We start from the raw sequence: 19824 nt of genomic DNA on the forward strand, positions 1-19824 counted from the left end.
TCAGCGGAAAGAAAAGAGGGAAAAAATGATAGGAATTTATAATTATACGGTTGTGCTGACTTATATGAGTCTTTGCTCTTCCGTTTTTGGAATGACACAGGCAATACACGGACATTTTAAGATCGCGATTTTCTGCCTTGCATTATCCGGGCTTTGCGATATGTTTGACGGCAAAGTTGCGCGTTCTAAGAAAGACCGTACAGATGATGAGAAAGCTTTTGGTATCCAGATTGATTCACTGTGTGATGTAGTCTGTTTCGGAATCTTTCCGGCAATGATTTGTTATCTGCTGGGAGTACGTGGACCAATTGGTCTGCTTTTAATTGCATTTTATTGTATCAATTCGGTGATCCGGCTTGCTTATTTTAATGTAATGGAAGCAAAACAGGCACTGGTAACAGAGAGCGGAGAGAAGTTCTATAAGGGATTGCCGATCACATCCATGGCAATTGTATTGCCATTGGTATTCATGATCCAGTTTTTTGTACCGGATTTTGTTTTCCGTATCTGCCTGCATCTGGCACTGTTTATTGTCGGACTGTTATTTGTTGTAGACTTTAAATTAAAAAAACCAGGTAATAAAACACTTGCACTTCTTGTGCTGATCGTTGGCGCGGCAGTGATCATTATGATGATATTTACAAAGTACAAAATAAATATGCAGATGAACTGGCCATGGCTTTGCGGAAGATAAAAGGTTACATAAGAGATCAGAAGACGGCAGGATATGAGGAGAACACAAATGAAATACAGAGACCGGGAAGGCAGAGATGTCGGTGTTGAGACCGGACAGGATCAGTTTTTAAAACATTTATATGGAAATGCATTTGGAAGAGCTATTATCCGGATTATGATCCGTCCGTGGGTGAGCAGGCTTGGCGGATATGTTCTGGACAGTTTCATATCCAAGATCGGCATCCGTCCGTTTGTAAAAAAGAACAATATTGACTTGTCTATGTGTGAGAAGACAAAGTTTCGTTCATATAATGATTTCTTTACAAGAAAATTAAGAGAAGAAGCACGCATACCACAGGGAGATGAAAAGACGTTGATCAGTCCTTGCGATGGGAAATTAAGTGTATATCCGATCAGTGATATAGCAGGTAGAGAGAATACATTCCGGATCAAGGATACACTTTATACAACCTCATCACTTCTGAGATCCGGCAAACTGGCAAAGCAGTATGAGGGCGGCATGGCGCTTGTGTTCCGTCTGACAGTGGATGATTATCACAGATATTGTTACGTGGCAGACGGAGAGAAATCCCAGAATTATCATATTCAGGGAGTATTTCATACGGTGAATCCGGTAGCCAATGATGTGTATCCGATTTACAAAGAGAATACAAGAGAGTACAGCCTGCTTAAGACAAAGCGGTTTAAGACGATTTTAATGATGGAAGTCGGCGCTCTTATGGTTGGACGGATCACAAACTATGAAGAAGCAGGAACAGTCCGTAAGGGGCAGGAAAAAGGAAAGTTTGAGTTTGGTGGGTCGACGATTATCCTGTTATTGCAAAAGGATGCAGCAGTGCTGGATAGCGATCTCATCCGTAATACAGAAGAAGGATATGAAACTATCGTAAAGATGGGCGAAAGAATAGGAACGGCAAAGTAATTGCCGTTCCTATTCTTTTGAGGAAAATTCATATAATGAAGATTTGCCTTAAATTAAAGTGTGGTAAACATATCGATCACCTGTCCGGTCATGACTTTCGGTGAGTCGCATAAAAGGTAGATAATACCTTTTGCTACATCTGCAGCACTGTCCATAACAGCATTGTCCTGACCGACATTGTGGTTGTATACCCGCTGTCCCGGTGTATCTACCATACCAGGGGCAACAGCATTGACTTTAATGCCATATTCTTTTGTCTGGATTGCGGTTGTCTTTGTCAGTGTCACGATACCGCCTTTTGCTACTGCGTAGCCACCCATCTGGGAAGCGATACGTCCCATGCGGGAAGAAACACTTACGATGTCACCACTGTGCTGTTTGATCATAACCGGCACCACTTTGTTGATGCAGAGGAACGGAATCTTCAGATTTGACTTGATGATCTGATCCCACTGCTCTTCGCTCCACTCCCAGATCTTGATTGCCTGATGTCCGACTTTTTCATAAATCTCAGATGGGTATCCACCGGCATTATTGATCAGGATGTCAATGCGTCCAAATTGTTCTACAATAGCATCAACCATGGACTGTACCTGTGCTGCATCTGTCAGATCACGGGAAAGGGAAGTAGCTTTTCCTCCTTTTTCTTCGATCATCTGTACCGTCTCATCCAGGTTTGCCTGCGTTCTTGCGACACAGACAACAGTTGCGCCTTCTGCGGCAATCGCGAGAGCCGCTTCTCTTCCGATGCCCTTTCCGGCACCTGTTACAATTGCAATTTTACCTTCTAATTTCATTTATTCAGCCTCCAAAAATAAGTAGTTATCAATATATAATCAATCATTTACCTAAACAATTCGTTCAGTATCGTCAAAGAAATCCAAAGCAGCCGGATAGATATAACTGTCGCCGATCCCATGGAGGAGAATCAGATTCAAGTGATTGTTCAGATTCTTCTTATCCAGTGCAATGGCTTCTGTCAAAGCGCCAAGAGCAACACCGCAGGAAGAAGGAAGTCCGTAGATTGTAAGCAGATCCTGGATCCGTATAGAGGTTCCGTCCGGTGTAAGACCTTTCTCTTCTGCGAGTTTCGTCAGTTGATACATACCGATCGCAACCGCTTCACCATGGCTCTCACGCTCATAATGATAATACTGTTCGATCGTATGTGCCAGCGTATGTCCGAAATTCAGGAGCATACGGCTTCCTGTGTCAAACTGATCTTCTTCGACTACAACACGTTTGCAGTCTACACAACGGTAAATGATATTGCCAAGTTCGTCCTTTAAGTCGGCAAAGGAAGTATGTGTTTCCAGAAGGGAAAATAATTCCGGATCCTGGATGCATCCATATTTGATCACTTCGCCCATGCCATCGTGAATGAAATGGTCCGGCAGTGTCTGTAATACTTCCGGATCTATCAGGACGAGGGAAGGCTGATAAAATGCACCAACCAGATTCTTGCCCTGCGGCAGATCAACAGCAACTTTTCCGCCAACGGAAGAGTCAACCTGCGCAAGCAGGGAAGTTGGAATCTGTACCAGTTTGATTCCACGTAAGAAACTTGCCGCTGCAAATCCTGCCAGATCACCAATCACGCCGCCGCCCAGAGCGATCAGAAGATCGCTGCGGGAAAATCGTGTCTGAAGCAATGCGTCATAGATCAGAGGAAGAGACTCAAATTTCTTCGTGGCCTCTCCATGCGGAAGCACAAGATGAAAGACTTCAAAGTTAGCTTCCAGTACTTCCGACAATGCATCTCCGTAGATCGGATAGACGTTATCGTCAGAGACGATCATGATCTTTCTGCCATGAAAGACTTCCTTAATATAAGTTCCGGCATCTGCAAGAATGTGATTCTCGATATAGATTGGATAACTGTTTTTTTCAAGATTAACGGTTAGTTTCATTGTAGCTTTACTCCTGTTCTATTGTCTGTGAATGATGTCAGCAATCTGTTTTACATCTTTCAGCAGTTCACTGTATTTTTCTGGTTTTAAGGACTGTGCTCCATCGCAGAGAGCAGCTTCCGGATTATTATGTACTTCGATCATCAGTCCGTCAGCACCGGCTGCAACAGATGCTTTTGCCATAGAATCTACGAGCCACCATTTTCCACCGGCATGGCTTGGATCGATGATAACCGGGAGGTGTGTCAGCTTCCGCAGTACAGGAACGCTCTGCAGATCCAGTGTATTTCTTGTATATGTTTCAAAAGTACGGATACCACGTTCGCACAGAATGACATTCTCATTACCGGAAGCCATAATATACTCTGCGGACATTATCCATTCTTCATATGTCGCATTCAGACCTCTCTTTAAGAGGATCGGGCGGTCAACCTGACCGAGCTGTTTTAACAGATCAAAGTTCTGCATATTTCTTGCGCCGATCTGGATCAGATCTACTTTCTCGTTGAAGACATCCAGATATTCCGGAGACATCAGTTCTGTAACGATCGGAAGTCCGACTTCTTCTTTTACTGCGCATAAGATGTCAAGACCTTCCGGTCCAAGTCCCTGGAAAGAATACGGGCTTGTTCTAGGTTTGAATGCACCGCCTCGTAACATATTCGCTCCGGCAGCTTTGATATCCTTTGCAATGGATAATACCTGCTCGTAAGTCTCAACGGAGCAAGGCCCTGCGATGTAAGCCATGTTGCCGCTTCCAACTTTCACACCAGATACATCTACAACAGTGTCTTCCGGGTGGAAAGCACGGTTTGCCAGTTTGTAAGGCTCCTGTACATGGATAACTTTGTCAACGTATGGGTTTACTTCGAAAAGCTTTGCATCGATACGGCTTGTATCACCGATACAGCCGATGATTGTCTGACCCGCACCTTTTACAATATGGGTGTCCAGACCTTTTGTTTTGATCAGATTCTCTACGCGGTCAATTTCTTTCTGACCGGAGTGTTGTTTTAATACAATAATCATAAGCGTTCTCCTCCATATTCGCACTGTAAAATTTTAGCTGTTTAAAGTGCGAAACTACACTTATCTTAACGCGGAAGCCTATGTTTGTCAACCTTTTTAGCCCATTTTCGCAGAAAGCGTGGATTTTTCTCTGTTAGTGCTTAGCAGGTGCTGAAATATTTGTAGATTTACTGTATAAAAATGTGTATTTTAAGTATAAACACCTCTGTTTTTAGGAGGAGTAACAAAACGTTAAACAAGAGTTACGAATATTATGGCGCAAGGTATCAGTGAACTGAATTGTCAAATGAAAAATTAGCCGATATAATGAATATGAAGGCGATCATTAGTGACAGAAAAAGAGGTATAAATATGGAAGAAATAAAAAAAAGAATCCTTTATCCAAAGCCGTTGAAGGCGGGTAATCAGATCTGTCTGATCGATCCGGCAAATGCATACACAGAGGAAGCCATCGAAGCGGTCAGCAGTTATTGGAAAGGGAGAGGTTTTCAAGTGATCTGTGCACCGGAGATGGCATTTAAAAGGGGAACACCGAAAGAGCGCGCGGCAAAATTAAATAAAGTATTTGCTGATGAAGAAAATAAAGCAGTTATGTGCATCTGGGGCGGTTATGGCACCATGACACTTCTTGATTATCTGGATTATGAAATGATCCGGGAAAGAAAGCCTGTATTTACCGGATTCAGTGATATTACAGCGCTGCATCTTGCAATCGGGCAGAAGACCGGGCTGGTAACATTTCACGGAGGTGCAGTTTATGGAAGGACGAGGACGATAACAGAAGATGCCAAAGAAGCGGTATATCAGAGTGTGACGACACCGGTCAGAGGAAAAGCGTTTTCTAATTTTAACGGAGAACCTTTTCATATATATAAAGAAGGAATTGGCGAAGGAATTCTGACAGGTGGCAATCTGACACTATTAAGCCGGCTTACCGGAACGCCTTATGAAGTGAATACGCGTGAGAAAATCCTGTTTTTTGAAGAAATAGGCGAGAAGCCATACAGGCTGCATGGCATGCTGACGCAGCTTAAGATGGCAGGAAAATTTGAAGAAGTAAAAGGAATCATTGTCGGAGATCTGAGTGGTTGTGATACGAAAGACCGTCCGGGAACAGCACTGGAAGCGGTGAAAGAGGTACTTGAAGATGTAAAATGCCCGGTCATCTATGGAGTGAGGGCCGGGCATATCGGAGATTCCATGACACTGCCATTGCACGCACAGGTGCGCATAGAGGCAGTGGAGGAATACGGTGTACAGTTCCGGGCAATATAAGAACTGCCCGGATACATGGTTTAATTATCTAATTTGATCCCGGACAATGCCTGTGCAAAGGCATTGTTGACAGGTTCTTCTTTTTGTTTGTTCAGATATTTGCGGACATCTTTTTTGGAAACACCTGCGCCTTCTTTCTGGCGTCTTGCTTTAAATGCTTCCAGTTTTTCTTTGTGTCCGCAGGAGCATACAAATGTCTCCGTATCTCCTTTCTTGATAAGCTCCATTTTCTTATGGCAGTTCGGACAGCGGGCATTGCTTGTGCGTGCGATTGTCTCGCGGTAGCCGCATTCGCGGTCCTGGCAGACGAGAAGTCTTGCGTTTTTGCCGTTCACGGCAAGCATGCGCTTTCCGCAACGTGGGCATTTATGATTGGTAAGATTATCATGCTTAAAGGTGCCGTCCGCTGTTTTGATATCCTGGATCAGAGATCGGGTGTAATCCTGAATATCATGCAGGAAAACCTGCTCTTTCTGTGTGCCTTTCGCGATGTGGGACAATTCCATCTCCCAGGAGGCGGTAAGCTCCGGCTTTTTCAGATCTTCCGGAACCAGTTCAAGCAGTTGCTTTCCTTTGGAAGTGATCAAGATTTCCTGTCCCTTTTTTTCTATCAAAAATGTGTGGAATAATTTCTCTATAATATCAGCTCTTGTCGCAACGGTTCCGAGTCCGCCGGTTTCGCCAAGTGTTTTGCGGGCAGCAGCGTCTTTTGATTCCATATATTTGACGGGATTTTCCATTGCACTAAGTAGTGTGGCTTCGGTAAATCTTGCCGGAGGTTTTGTTTTGCCGGAAGTCAGAGTGGCGCGGTCAATTGTAAGATATTCTCCTTTTTTAAGCTCTGAAAGATTCTGCCCGGATACGGAAAAATTGTGCGTTTCACTATCGAAATCGTCCTCCCAATGTGCATTGCTGTCATTCTCATACACCGCTTTCCAACCGGGAGTAAGGATTTTATTTCCTTTGGAAGAAAATGACTGACCGGCGGCAGTTCCCTTGAGGGAAGTCTGCTCATACTCATAAGCAGGATAAAGGACACTGATAAAACGGCGCACGACGAGGTCATAGATTTTTCGCTCTTCATTTGTCATATGATCCAGCTGGACAAATTCCTCTGTTGGAATGATCGCATGGTGATCGCTGACCTTCCTGTCATCGACAAAAGATTTGCTTGTGTGGATCGGAGCTTTTAAAAGTGTTGGAACAAAGGCTTTATACGGACCGAAGTTGATAGCTTTCAGACGCTCTTTGATCGTCGGAACAACATCCGAGCTAATATAGCGGCTGTCTGTCCGCGGATAAGTCAGTACTTTATGATTTTCATACAGGCGCTGCATAATGTTCAGCGTCTCTTTTGCGGAGAAACCAAAACGGCGGTTGGCATCCCGCTGTAATTCGGTCAGATCATAGAGACCTGGTGAAAATGTTTTTTTCTTTGTTTTGTGCACATCTGTAATCTGTAAAGACTGCCGGTTTGCGGAGTTGGTTTGTGAGGTTACATCGGCTGTGCGGTTTTTTGTCAGTGCTTCACGTAATTGTTCCAGATGTTCTTTGTGAAAAGAACGGGTGCTTTTGGATTTTTCACTCTGCCATGTCCAGGTAATTCCGCCTGCCTGCAGAGTCATACCATAATAATCCTGTGGTTTGAAAGAGCGGATCTCCGTCTCTCTTGCGGCGATCATAGCAAGCGTCGGTGTCTGGACACGTCCGCAGGAGAGCTGCGCATTGTATTTACAGGTTAAGGCACGGGTTGCGTTGATGCCGACAAGCCAGTCCGCTTCGGAGCGGCTTCTTGCTGCATAATAAAGATTGTTATATTTTCTGCCGTCTTTTAAATTCTGGAATCCTTCCCGGATCGCTTTGTCCGTGACAGAAGAAATCCAGAGCCTCTTGATCGGTTTGCGGCAGCCGGACATATCCAGAATCCAACGTGCGACCAGCTCGCCCTCGCGACCGGCATCGGTTGCGATAATGATTTCTGAAATGTCCTTCCGGAATAGTTGTGTTTTTACATGCTGGTATTGTTTAGAAGTCTGTTTTATGACGACAAGATCCCATTTCTTCGGAATCATTGGCAGGACAGACATATTCCATTCTTTGAATTTTTTATCGTAGCTTTCCGGATCAGCCAGTGTGACCAGGTGCCCGAGCGCCCATGTGACAACGTAGGAATTGCCTTCGATTGCACCGGGCAGATTTTTATGACACTTCAGCACGCGTGCAATATCGCGTGCGACCGAAGGCTTTTCTGCTAAAACGAGTGATTTCATAGATGTAAGTCTCCTTAAATAAGAGTTTTTTTATTCAACATAGCGGATTTCGGGCGGGGTGTCAACTGTTCAGATATTTGCAAAAAAAATTGCAAAAAAAGTTAAAAAATACTTGCAATCTGTATGTGAGTGTGTTATATTAATCTTCGGTCACGTTTGATAGTGATTTATATAAGGCTCCATGGTCAAGCGGTTAAGACATCGCCCTTTCACGGCGGTAACACGGGTTCGATTCCCGTTGGAGTCACTCAGAGCTTTCGGGCTTTTTCATATATAGTATCTATAATATGGCGCCATAGCCAAGTGGTAAGGCAAAGGTCTGCAACACCTCTATCACCAGTTCAAATCTGGTTGGCGCCTCTAAAAAAGCTTTAGGTTAATTCCTAAAGCTTTTTTGATGTTAGAAAGAAAGTATCTATTGGCATTTCTGCAGGTGATAAAGTTTCGTGAACATAAAAGAAGTATTTTAAGGGTGGACGCACTCCGGTAGATACGTTATAATTATGCATGGATATGCATAAAAGTAAGGTAATACATAAGAAAAGAAATATAAATATTTACAAAGATATAAAAGGAGAGCGCTATGCCAGTATTTGATTTTAACAATACTCCGGATGACAAGAAAGCAGCGGAGTGCACATACACGATTTTTTACTCCGGTGAAGGAGAAGCAACACCGGAAAAACCAATGATGGTGCTGGATAACCAGATGAAAAAATGGGAACATCATTCCCTTGGAATGTTTACAAATCCGGTAAAACGTACTGCATTTGAATTTCAGCAGGAGACGGGAACTGTCAGTGCGGACATTCTGAAAATTGACGCAAGATTTGTAAGCCTTCTGAAATGGCTCGGCGAAAATCATATCAATGTCCGCCTGTCAGGAGAGAATACAGAAGAAGGTTATGCAGTTTACAAGATCCGTGAGATTGCTTTCGGCGGTGGAACAAAGCTTTCGGCGGAAGATGGATTTTTACAGTTTATGATTGAGCGTCTGCTTGCCAGCGATGCGCCGACTTCACAGGTCAGTGACGAAGAACTGGAAGAGATGGGTGACAGCATGAAGCTCACCAGCTTACAGAGCATCATTGATTTTATGGACTGTGCCGGAAATACACTGCCGGATAATATCCGTCTCTGGGCGAGAAGAAACCTGGCGGTTGCAAGATCCCACGAAGTCTCACCGGAAGAGCGCAGACATGCACAGAGAGCACTTTCTATTATGATGAATGTGCAGTGGAAGAGCGATTATTTTGAAGCAATCGATCCGGAAGAAGCAAGACGGATTCTGGATGAAGAATTATATGGAATGGAAAAAGTAAAACAGCGTATCATTGAGACGATCATTCAAATCAATCGTACACATACACTACCGGCATATGGGTTATTGCTGGTAGGTCCTGCGGGAACCGGTAAATCCCAGATTGCCTACGCAGTAGCAAGAATTCTGAAACTGCCGTGGACAACACTGGATATGAGTTCGATCAACGATCCGGAGCAGCTTACCGGAAGTTCTCGAATCTATTCCAACGCAAAACCGGGAATTATTATGGATGCATTTGCAATGGCAGGAGAATCCAATCTTGTATTTATTATTAATGAGCTGGACAAGGCCGCATCCGGAAAAGGCAACGGCAACCCGGCAGATGTTCTGCTGACATTGTTAGATAACCTTGGATTTACAGACAACTATATGGAATGTATGGTGCCGACTGTGGGTGTTTATCCGATCGCAACAGCTAATGACAAAGAACAGATCAGTGCGCCACTGATGTCACGTTTCGCAGTGATCGACATTCCGGATTACTCATTTGAAGAGAAAAAAGTGATTTTCTCAAAATTCTCACTTCCAAAAGTGCTCAAACGAATGAGCCTGAAAGAAGAAGAGTGTATCGTGACAGACGATGCACTGGATGCGATTATTGAAAAATATGCAGATACGACAGGTATCCGTGATCTGGAGCAGGCAGCAGAGCATATTGCAGCAAATGCACTTTATCAAATCGAAGTGGAGCATAAAGGTGCGGTCACATACACAAGAGAAATGGTAAATGAACTGCTTGGTTAATCTGTCGCAATAAATATTTACATATGGCAATAAAAAGCAGAGCAGTATTACAGGAACGGATAGCAGGAGGATATGACAATGGAATTACTTGATGTAATGAAAAAAAGATTTTCAGTACGCAAATACAAAGAGCAGCAGGTAGAGCCGGAGAAGCTGGCGAAAATCCTGGAAGCAGCACACGTTGCACCAACAGCTACCAATGCGCAGCCGGTGCGGCTGATCGTGGTACAGAGTGAAGAAGGCAGAGCGAAACTGGACAAAGCTGCGCGCCTTTATGGTGCACCGACAGTTATTATCGTATGCGCCGATCACGATAAAGCATGGGTGCGCAAATACGACCAGATGCAGACGACAGATATCGATGCTTCGATTCTGACGGATCACATGATGCTGGAAGCAACCGAACAGGGACTTGGAAGCTTGTGGGTATGCTGGTTTGATCCAAAGATTGTCAGAGAAGAGTTCGAACTTCCGGATAATCTGGAACCGATCAATCTGCTGGCACTTGGTTATGCGGATACAGAAGAAAAAGGACCGGATCGTCATAAAACAGAGCGAATCAGTCTGGATGAACTGGTGACGTATAGATAAGAAAATGGATGTCATTGACACCTGATTTTCTACATTTTTATTTGTTGTGAATGCCTGTAGTTATATACAGGCATTTTTGCTGTTAGGATAAAACCCTGTTTTTCCGGTCTCTTTTGCATTCCGTTATAGAACACAATAAGAACTCTTTATAAGAATTCACTTATTTCTACAGTTTCAAATACATAAAACGATAAAAGTTAAGATATTCTTAATTTTCACAAAAAAGACACAAAATGGAAGATTTTTCTGATAAAATAAAGGATAATGAGTGTAAATAACCCGTTTGAAGAGGAGAGAATAGAACCTGAGGGGAGAAAAAGGAGGAATCATATGAAGAAAAGAACGGTAAAATTGTTATCGCTCATGATGGTGACCACATTTCTGGCGACCAGTACGATAACAACGGAAGCAGCCGGGACGGGTGCGTATCAGAAGATTAAGACCGGAGATAAGATTAGCAAGAAAGAGAGCGCGAATAAAGGCGATTATGTAGAAGGACAGGCGCTGGTTTTGTATAAGGACAACAAGATTTCAACGAAAGCGGCTGCGCAGAGAGCGCTTAATGTAAGCGATATCAGCGTGTCAAAGGTATGGAATTTTGATGCAGCAGAAGAATCAAAGGGAAGGGCAAGTACGCAGAGTGCGGCTTCTGCACAGTCAAGTGCGACTACAACATCACTTACAGTCGGATTGGTTACTTCGAAGACATTAAGCACGAAGAAGTTAATTGAGAAATTATCCGCGGACAGTGATGTGCAGATAGCAGAGCCAAACTACCGTGTACATGCGCTGACAAATGATTCATATTTCAGTAAGCAGTGGGGACTTAAAAATACGGGTCAGAATGGCGGCGTGGAAGGAAATGCCACGAACGTAGAGAAGAAATGGGAAAAGACCAAAGGTTCTGATGATGTTGTCGTTGCTGTTGTAGATACCGGTGTAGATTATACACATGAAGATCTGAAAGACAATATGTGGGAGAATACATACCAGCCGAAGTTAAGAGGCGAATATGGATATGACTTTGCGAATGCTGATACAGATCCGATGGATGATGAAGGACACGGAACACACTGCGCCGGAATTATCGGAGCAAAGGGCGATAATGGTGTCGGTGTCAGTGGTATGAACCACAATGTGAAGATTATGGCACTGAAAGCATTAGATGAAAGAGGCAGTGGTTCCGATAGTGATTTGATTGATGCTTATAATTATATTAACAAAGCTATAAACCTGGGAGTAAATGTTGCGGCAATCAACGATTCTTGGGGCGGAGAAGGAAAGAGCGCCATTTTTAAGAAACTGATGGATCTGGTTGGAGCAAAGGGCGCGGTATCTGTATGTGCAGCAGGAAATGAGTCGGCAGATAATGATGAAACGGCTATTTATCCGGCAAACGATGATTGCGCTTATAAGATCAGTGTAGCTGCTACAAATGAAAAGGGTGAGCTCAGCAATTATTCGAACTATGGAAGTGAAAAGGTTGATATTGCCGCACCTGGAAGTGATATTCTCTCTACTTATGCAATGGATTGTTATAATCCATCTATTTATTCAGCAGAAAAACAGAAGGAAGTAACGCAGAAGTTTGAAAATTTCAATGGAGAGAGTACATGGGCTGACTGGAGTCCTGAAAATATTCAGATCACAAGTACATTGAATGAAAAAGAATCCGGGTACAAGGCAGAGTTAAGTGATGATAATTTGGGAGAAACAAAAGGAAAATCTTTGAAAATTTCTCTGAAAGGTGTCAGTGCAGGTGAGACGGTTTCTGTTCGGATTCCATATACAGTAAGTGAAGGAACAAAAGAATTTCCGGAATTTAGTGCAATGACGAAAGTAAGCGGTCCAAAATCATCCGAGTCTCTTTTCTCAAATGGAAGTTTGTTAATCGTTGGAGAATGTGCTGCTGACCGTGATTTACCGGTAAGTGAAGATGACTTAATTAGTGAAGATTCGGAACTCGCATATAATTTTAACGGCTATCCAGTTAGTGGCGAAATGGAAGATTGGGTACATCTGGAAGTACCACAGGAAGAAAAAAATCCAAAAACAGGAGAACGTTCTATCTTTCTATCGCTTATGGCAGCTAAAAAAGGCGATTATACAATTACACTGGATGATCTGGGACTCAGCAAAGAAAATGTTGCTTCTTCCAATTTTGGCAAATATGAATATGAAAGTGGAACATCTATGGCAACGCCGTTTGTTACAGGAGCAGTCGCATTGGAAGCAGCAGAGAATCCAAAGAGTACAGCGTTGGAACGTATTTCAGCAGTATTATCTCAGGTGAAACGAACAGATGTACTGGAAGGAAAGGTAGCAACCGGAGGCGCGTTGGATTATACACAAAAAGTAGCAAATGCGCCAAGAATCAGTACTGTGAAAGTAAATCAGAGTAACGGACAGATTACGATTAATGGAAGTGGGCTGGATGCAACAGATCTGAGCGTAAATGTAACCGAAAAAGGCAGCACGACTGCAAAAGCAGCAAAGATTGTAAAGAAAACAGAAAAACAGGTAGTTATTGATGGAAAAGCATGGCTGAATCGAGTGGCATCTATTGCGGTTACAGGGAATGGAAGGACGGCAACAAAGAAGAATATTTATCTGGTAGACGGAAAATCTTCTTACAAAAAAGTAAAAGGTCTGGAAGTAGAAAGTTCATCTAATATGGCAACAGATGGTCGAAATATTTACATGGCTGATTCTAGTTCAGACAGCATCAATATATTAGACCAGTCTGATCCGGAAGAAGTGGATGAATACCCACTGACAGTTGTAAAGCCGACAAAATATTTCAAGAAAGAGGCAGGCAGTCAGGGCAGATATGATTTTGCATTTGGAAATGATCTTGTCTATGCGGATGGAATGTTGTACAACATTGGTGCATATTCAGAAGTACAGGGAAGTACAGATGAGGATATAGATGAGGGTGATGACGACGATGATGATGACGATACTACGGAATCGGCATATTCTTCCGAATATAAATTATTTGCATTTAATACTTCAAACGGAAAGGTACAGTGTATTGGAACACTTCCGTCAGCAGTAATGAAAACAGAAGACTGGACGCTTGCGGCTTATAATGGAAGAATCTATCTAATTGGCGGATATGATTACCAACAGAAAGCATGCAGCAAGAAAGTTTACATCTATAATCCGGGTACAAAGAAATGGAGTCAGGGACCATCCCTTCCGGAAGGAAGAGCCGGTGGAAAAGCATTGCAGAGCGGTGGGAAACTGGTTTATACACTTGGGTATGGTGAAAAACAGGACGGTGTGGAATATGAAAAACAGACTTGTCCGGTTAATTTGATATTAAGTGGAAATAAGTGGACAGCATCCAAGAAGACCTTATCGACATATGGAGCTGTTACAAAAGTCGTAAATGGAAGTAAAGCATTTAAAAAGTATGATGTCAGTGTAAATATCTGTGCGGGAGGACTTGTATATGTGGGTAATCCTATGGTTGGATTAGGTGATACATTTACTTATAATGTAGCAAAAGATACTTATAATTCTACGAAATATAATCAGATAACAAATCTGGATGTTTATGATGAGGATTATGATTATGACTATGACGATGATGAAGATGAAGAATGCATAGATTACGACGCTATCACTGTCGGAAGTACACTTTACATCTTTGACGAAGATGGACAGGGTTACAAGGCAACAATCGGCAGTGGGCTTGTAAAAGTAACTGCAAAGGCATCCAAAGCCGGTAAGATTTCCGGAGCGAACAGAGGTATCCTTCCGGGAAATAAAGTAAGACTTACTGCAAAAGCAAATAAAGGTTATGCAGTGAAATCTTTCAAAGTGGCAGGTAAGAAAGTAAGCGGTACGTCTAAAACGATCCGCCTGACTGGAAATACAACTGCTTCTGCAAGCTTTGGCAAAGCAGTTTCCAAACTGACACTGAAAGACAAAGAGCTGACTTTAAAAGCCGGAAAGAAAGCAAAGATTCAGGTGAAAGTCACACCGAAGAGTGCGGTGAATAAGAAGTTATCTTACACATCCAGCAACAAGAGATATGCAACAGTATCTTCTAAAGGTGTAGTGCATGCGCTGAAAGCTGGAAAAGGTAAGACGGTGAAGATTACTGTTAAAGCAACAGATGGTTCTGGAAAGAAAGTTGTTTGCAAAGTGAAGATCCAGTAGGCGCCGGAGTACTCATTGAATTTCAATAATTTAAAATAAAAGAACAACTGCTCTGTGGAGTTTCCGTGGAGCAGTTGTTCTTTTTATATAATGAAGTTTCATTCGCAAAAAAACGCAGGATTAGCATCCTGCAGATGTGCTCGAGGGAGTTAATGTGATACCATCGGATTGCTGCGTGCAGAGCACTCTCGCAATCCTACCCGACATTCGCAAAACGCAGGATTAGCATCCTGCTGTATTGCTCATGACGGGGCAGGTTTCAAGGGATTTCATCTATATATGAGCAAGCTCATACCGATGAAAATCCCTGAAACCTTGGTATTACATGATTCTCCACATGATCTCGCGTGGTTCGAGGTTGATGGTTTCGCGGGATCCGTTTCCGTCGTAGACATCGGTTGTTTGCGGGGAATCGGAGTTGTTCAGGATTGCGTATTTACCGCTTTCCGGATAAGCGTGGACTTCGCAGTTGATATTGTCTGCGTTCCAGATGTAATAATTATCTTCCTTGTGGGAAGCGTAATATAAGGCGCGCAGAAGAAGTCTTGTGTTGTCCGGATCGTTAGCGAGTGCAGAGAAATATACACCGCGTCCGTCTCCGTATGCATTTGCGGCAATGTGGACTTCATCATTGGAATAATCAATGATCTCTGTACTGCCGGTAAGTGCGTACACGTCTGGTGTGCCTTCACCGAGCTGGTAAGCTCCCCAGTGCTCATCTGTAATAAAATGCGCAAGCCTCGGAACAATGTGGTATTTGGCAGTCGAAAGGGTGAAGCCAAGTTCACGGTCTACACCGAGTACATCGGCAAGCTGGAAGAAACGACCACCGTGTAAAACAGCCGATGGTTCTCCGATACCGATAAATCCGCCGCCGTCATAAACCCATTTTCGTATGATCGTAACGAGGTCTGCATCCAGCCATTCTCTTCCACCGGAAAAAGCAGTTCCAGCATCTCCGGCATTGATGATCACATCAACATCATCCGGCACACCGTCCCTGCGGATATCCGCAAAGCTTAAAAAGCATACATCGACAGGCGAACCGCTGAGTGCTTCTAGAATACCGAAATAAGGATTGGTTTTCTTGTAACTTCGTCCCGGAAGGACGGTGTACGCCTGCCAGGAACGAAGTGTACCCCAGGAATTAAGGACGGCAACTTTCAGTCCGCTGTATGGTTTGCGTCCCTTTACATTGTCGTAAATGGTACGGTATTCGTCGGTTATTTTCTCAATGTAGTTTACAAAAGTGGTTGAAGATGTGGCAGTTCCAGGATCACCGTCAAAAGTAAGGCGGTCCAGCGGGCTTCGCATCATGGCACGTCTTGCTGCGATCCAGTTTGCAGAAGCCGTGATACATGCATGATTCTCATCTTCAAATGTCTCTTCGGACAGATATGGAAGAAGCCGTCCCTCTGTGTCATGGATACCCGGAATATCAGAGAGCATCCGGAGCGTTGTTCCGTTATATACATTTCCGGAAATGCAGTCTACGCTGATATCCTGAAAATATGGGCCGTAAGGCTCTGTTCCGATCCAGCTCTCACCGAAGAACATGGAAGCCTGTTTGCCAGCTGCATGTACCATGTCCACCAGTTCTTTTGCACGGCGGGATACGAATCTCTGGATAAAATGAGTGTAATCCCGGTAAGCCTTGGTCGGCACACGGAAAGTAGAGTTGAAGTATCCGTTATCGACCAGATCTTCCGGCTTCAGGGCATATCCGTATTCTTGCTCGAAAGTTTCCAGCGCCTGTGTGGAAACAGTAGTGCCATAGCCGAACCAGTTCGTATACTGTTCGTTTGCTTCTTCGTTGAAAATCAAAATATAATGATAGAAGAAAGAAGTAAAACGCACAATATCGGTATGAGAATGTTCGCTGAGCCATTTCTTCAAACGTTCTTTGGAATAAGCTGCTGAGAGTGGCTGGCGTACATCAATCGGAATGTGATGCGGCTCATTTGTCAGATCATCTGAGAGAAGCTCGTACATCTGCGTCGGATCCCATATGATAAAGACGAAGAAAGATACCGTATATTCGTGAAATGGAATGGCATCTGTGATCGTCAGATTGTCATGTATGCGGTCGTATTCCCATTTGTGGGAAGGAACGGTCTTGCCGGCTGTGCGGTCGATGACTTCCCACCATCTCTTCGGATCGTGGATATAATCGGCAACGAATTGTTCACGGTAAAATCCGTCCAGAAAATCAATTGTTAAAGTTGTATTTTTTGCCAGAAAATGTCTGGACATCAGAAGTACCTGCTGGCATTCATCCATATGCTCCATGGCAAAATCGTTGTCACCTTTTACGGGTGTGTATGTTGTACAGATCTTAACATCCAGAGATTTGGAGTGTTCATCCGGTGTTTTGTTTCCATCAAGACGAAGCACATCAGCGCCCCAACGCTCGATGAATGTTTTCGCATCTTCTGAAAAAATAGATTGGACTGGCAGAGTCACTCTGCCTCTGGTTCTTGACATAATATATCTCCCCTTATATTGCGTAATATGGTAATGTTATAGTTAAAACTCTCGGCTATGATATCTATAGATTGCTCCGTGCTACGCACTCTCACAATCTATCCCCACCATTCGCATATCGCAGGATTAAAATCCCGCTTTTATGCTCATGTCGGGGCGGGTTCCAAAGTCATACATCCACTTATGAGCAAGCTCATGTGGTCGTATGACTTTGGAACCCTGATATCATCAGTATACCACAGATTTCCCGGACGCAATAGTAGGGAAAACAAGTTGTGGGATTGCTTTTTTTTGCGCGTTTCGTTATGATAAGAAATAGTATCAGATTTTTTGATATTGATATGGAGGTACAGATTTATGAACAAACCAGTATTGGTCATTATGGCGGCAGGAATGGGTAGCCGTTATGGTGGATTGAAACAGATTGACCCGGTAGATGAAGAAGGACATATCATTATGGATTTTTCCATGTATGATGCAAAGAGAGCCGGATTTGAAAAGGTAATTTTTATTATTAAGAGAGAAAATGAAGAAAGTTTCCGGGCAGCAGTCGGTGACCGGATGTCAGAATACATGGAAGTTTCATATGCATTTCAAGAGCTTTCTAACATTCCGGAGGGATATGAAGTTCCGGAAGGAAGAGTGAAACCATGGGGAACTGCGCACGCAGTGTTAAGCTGCATCGATCAGATTGATGGACCATTTGCCGTCATCAACGCAGATGACTACTATGGCGTTGAAGCATTCCGCCTGATCTACGATTATCTATCCAGTCATCCGGACGATGAGAAATACCGCTATGCAATGGTCGGATACCATCTTGGAAATACTGTGACTGACAACGGACATGTAGCGCGTGGTGTATGCACGTTAAATGAGAGTGGCGAGCTGGAGGCGATCAACGAGAGAACCCGTATTGAGAAGAGAAATGGTGGCATCGCTTATACAGAAGATGACGGCGCAAACTGGACGGAAGTTCCGGCAGATACACTTGTTTCCATGAATATGTGGGGATTTACAGAGAGTATTCTGCGTGAGATTAAAGCAGGATTTCCGGCATTTTTGGATGAAGGATTAAAAGAAAATCCGATGAAATGTGAATATTTCCTGCCGGCAGTTGTCAGCAGACTGCTCGGAGAGGAGAAGGCAACGGCAGCAGTTCTGGAATCAAAGGATAAATGGTACGGTGTTACTTACAAAGAAGATAAACCGGTTGTTGTTGCGGCGATGAAACGTATGAAAGAGGAAGGGTTGTATCCTAAGAATTTATGGGAAAAATAAAAGGATATTAGCAGGAATGTGCAGATTTCTTGAAGAGTACAGGCGAAAAGTGCTATACTTTGCAGGAAATGAAATGAGCACAGGACGATTAGGAGGCAATAAAATGGCAAAGATATTAATAACAGGTGGCGCAGGATATATTGGAAGTCACACTGCACTGGAACTTCTGAAAGAAGGTTATGAGGTTGTTGTATACGATAATCTCTGCAATTCTTCTAGAGAATCACTGAAGAGAGTGGAAGAGCTGACTGGAAAGAGCATTACATTTTATGAAGGAGATGTAATGGATGCAGAAGCTTTGAAAGCAATGTTTGAAGCAGAGAAGATCGATGCGGTTATCCATTGCGCAGCATTAAAAGCAGTTGGAGAATCTGTGCAGAAGCCATTGGAATACTATCGTAATAATATAACAGGTACACTGACGCTAATGGAAGTTATGCAGCAGGTTGGCGTGAAGAATATCGTATTCAGTTCTTCCGCAACAGTATATGGCAATCCGGAGACAATGCCGATCACAGAGGACTGCCCAAAAGGACAGTGCACGAATCCGTATGGATGGACTAAATCCATGATGGAGCAGATCATGACAGATGTGCAGAAAGCCAATCCGAAGATGAATGTAATCCTGCTTCGTTATTTCAATCCGGTTGGCGCGCATGAGAGCGGAAGAATCGGAGAAGATCCGAAAGGTATCCCGAACAATTTGATGCCATATATTTCACAGGTTGCAGTCGGTAAACTTGAAAAACTGGGTGTATTCGGAGACGATTACGACACACCGGACGGAACCGGTGTCCGCGATTACATCCATGTTGTAGACCTTGCAATCGGACATGTAAAAGCGATCAACTACATTTTTACAAATCCGGGATTGGAAGTGATCAACCTCGGAACCGGCGTCGGATATTCTGTTCTTGATATGGTAAAAGCATTTTCAAAGGCATGTGGCAAAGAGATTCCGTATGAGATCAAGCCTCGCAGAGCCGGAGATATTGCTATGTGCTATGCGGATCCGGAGAAGGCATGGAAAGTGCTTGGCTGGAAAGCGGAGAGAGGTCTGGATGAGATGTGTGCAGATTCCTGGAGATGGCAGTCTGCAAATCCGAAAGGATATGAAGCATAGATTTA

13 protein-coding genes and 2 tRNA genes are annotated in these 19824 nt (G+C 43.5%); 10 read left to right on the forward strand and 5 right to left on the reverse strand.

All coding sequences use genetic code 11. From position 1 onward, the window contains the following. Positions 1-25 precede the first annotated feature (25 nt). Together DXC04_RS03975 and DXC04_RS03980 are read left to right on the forward strand one after the other, a co-directional pair. A complete protein-coding gene (locus DXC04_RS03975) occupies positions 26-694 on the forward strand; it encodes a CDP-alcohol phosphatidyltransferase family protein (protein ID WP_118660041.1) in 669 nt (222 codons plus the stop codon). A 48-nt stretch (positions 695-742) separates the two neighbouring features. After that, the gene (locus DXC04_RS03980) at positions 743-1618 is read left to right on the forward strand and encodes a phosphatidylserine decarboxylase (protein WP_118660043.1); all 876 of its coding nucleotides are present in this window, start codon (positions 743-745) and stop codon (positions 1616-1618) included. Between the two features lie 53 nt (positions 1619-1671). Here the strand turns inward: DXC04_RS03980 and DXC04_RS03985 are convergent, their stop codons facing one another. Genes DXC04_RS03985 through aroF form a run of 3 tightly spaced genes read right to left on the reverse strand, consistent with a single transcriptional unit; the run spans position 1672 to position 4557 of the window. Beyond that, positions 1672-2415, reverse strand: a complete 744-nt coding sequence (locus tag DXC04_RS03985) for an SDR family NAD(P)-dependent oxidoreductase (protein WP_118660045.1) — start codon at positions 2413-2415, stop codon at positions 1672-1674. 51 nt (positions 2416-2466) lie between these two features. Further along, positions 2467-3528 (reverse strand): 3-dehydroquinate synthase, encoded by a 1062-nt coding sequence (gene aroB, locus DXC04_RS03990; protein WP_118660047.1) that lies wholly within the window; start codon positions 3526-3528, stop codon positions 2467-2469. A gap of 18 nt (positions 3529-3546) precedes the next feature. Then, positions 3547-4557, reverse strand: a complete 1011-nt coding sequence (aroF, locus tag DXC04_RS03995) for a 3-deoxy-7-phosphoheptulonate synthase (RefSeq protein ID WP_021859576.1) — start codon at positions 4555-4557, stop codon at positions 3547-3549. A 351-nt stretch (positions 4558-4908) separates the two neighbouring features. Here aroF and DXC04_RS04000 point away from each other — a divergent pair, with 351 nt between their 5' ends. Continuing rightward, positions 4909-5832 carry a S66 peptidase family protein gene (locus DXC04_RS04000; RefSeq protein ID WP_021859575.1) on the forward strand — a complete coding sequence of 308 codons (924 nt, stop codon included), beginning with the start codon at positions 4909-4911 and terminating at the stop codon, positions 5830-5832. Between the two features lie 20 nt (positions 5833-5852). On the opposite strand, the gene DXC04_RS04005 is transcribed toward DXC04_RS04000, so the two are convergent. Next, positions 5853-8102, reverse strand: coding sequence for a DNA topoisomerase III (locus tag DXC04_RS04005; protein ID WP_118660049.1), 2250 nt, complete (start codon positions 8100-8102; stop codon positions 5853-5855). 175 nt (positions 8103-8277) lie between these two features. Between DXC04_RS04005 and DXC04_RS04010 the strand changes: the two genes are divergently transcribed. The 5 genes from DXC04_RS04010 to DXC04_RS04030 all read left to right on the forward strand — a co-directional run bounded on the left by DXC04_RS04010 (position 8278) and on the right by DXC04_RS04030 (position 14931). Then, positions 8278-8349 (forward strand) — tRNA-Glu (locus DXC04_RS04010). 42 nt (positions 8350-8391) lie between these two features. After that, positions 8392-8462: transfer RNA gene (locus DXC04_RS04015), tRNA-Cys, on the forward strand. Between the two features lie 223 nt (positions 8463-8685). Then, positions 8686-10170: an AAA family ATPase gene (locus DXC04_RS04020; protein ID WP_118660051.1), complete on the forward strand. Its 1485-nt coding sequence runs from the start codon at positions 8686-8688 to the stop codon at positions 10168-10170. Positions 10171-10248: 78 nt separating this feature from the next. Further along, complete coding sequence (locus tag DXC04_RS04025) at positions 10249-10761, forward strand: nitroreductase family protein (protein WP_118660053.1); 513 nt, start codon at positions 10249-10251, stop codon at positions 10759-10761. A 330-nt stretch (positions 10762-11091) separates the two neighbouring features. Then, on the forward strand, positions 11092-14931 hold the full coding sequence (locus DXC04_RS04030) for a S8 family serine peptidase (RefSeq protein WP_158580434.1): 3840 nt from the start codon (positions 11092-11094) through the stop codon (positions 14929-14931). A gap of 321 nt (positions 14932-15252) precedes the next feature. Here the strand turns inward: DXC04_RS04030 and gnpA are convergent, their stop codons facing one another. Beyond that, complete coding sequence (gene gnpA, locus DXC04_RS04035; protein ID WP_118660057.1) at positions 15253-17415, reverse strand: 1,3-beta-galactosyl-N-acetylhexosamine phosphorylase; 2163 nt, start codon at positions 17413-17415, stop codon at positions 15253-15255. Positions 17416-17772: 357 nt separating this feature from the next. On the opposite strand from gnpA, the gene DXC04_RS04040 reads away from it, so the two are divergent. Both DXC04_RS04040 and galE read left to right on the forward strand, forming a co-directional pair. After that, entirely contained in the window at positions 17773-18696 is a 924-nt protein-coding gene (locus DXC04_RS04040; protein WP_117537558.1) for a sugar phosphate nucleotidyltransferase, read from the forward strand. A 103-nt stretch (positions 18697-18799) separates the two neighbouring features. Beyond that, complete coding sequence (gene galE / locus DXC04_RS04045) at positions 18800-19819, forward strand: UDP-glucose 4-epimerase GalE (protein WP_021861475.1); 1020 nt, start codon at positions 18800-18802, stop codon at positions 19817-19819. Positions 19820-19824 lie beyond the last annotated feature (5 nt).

The sequence above is a fragment of the Dorea sp. OM07-5 genome (assembly GCF_003481355.1).
Lineage (GTDB): Bacteria > Bacillota > Clostridia > Lachnospirales > Lachnospiraceae > Dorea_D > Dorea_D hominis.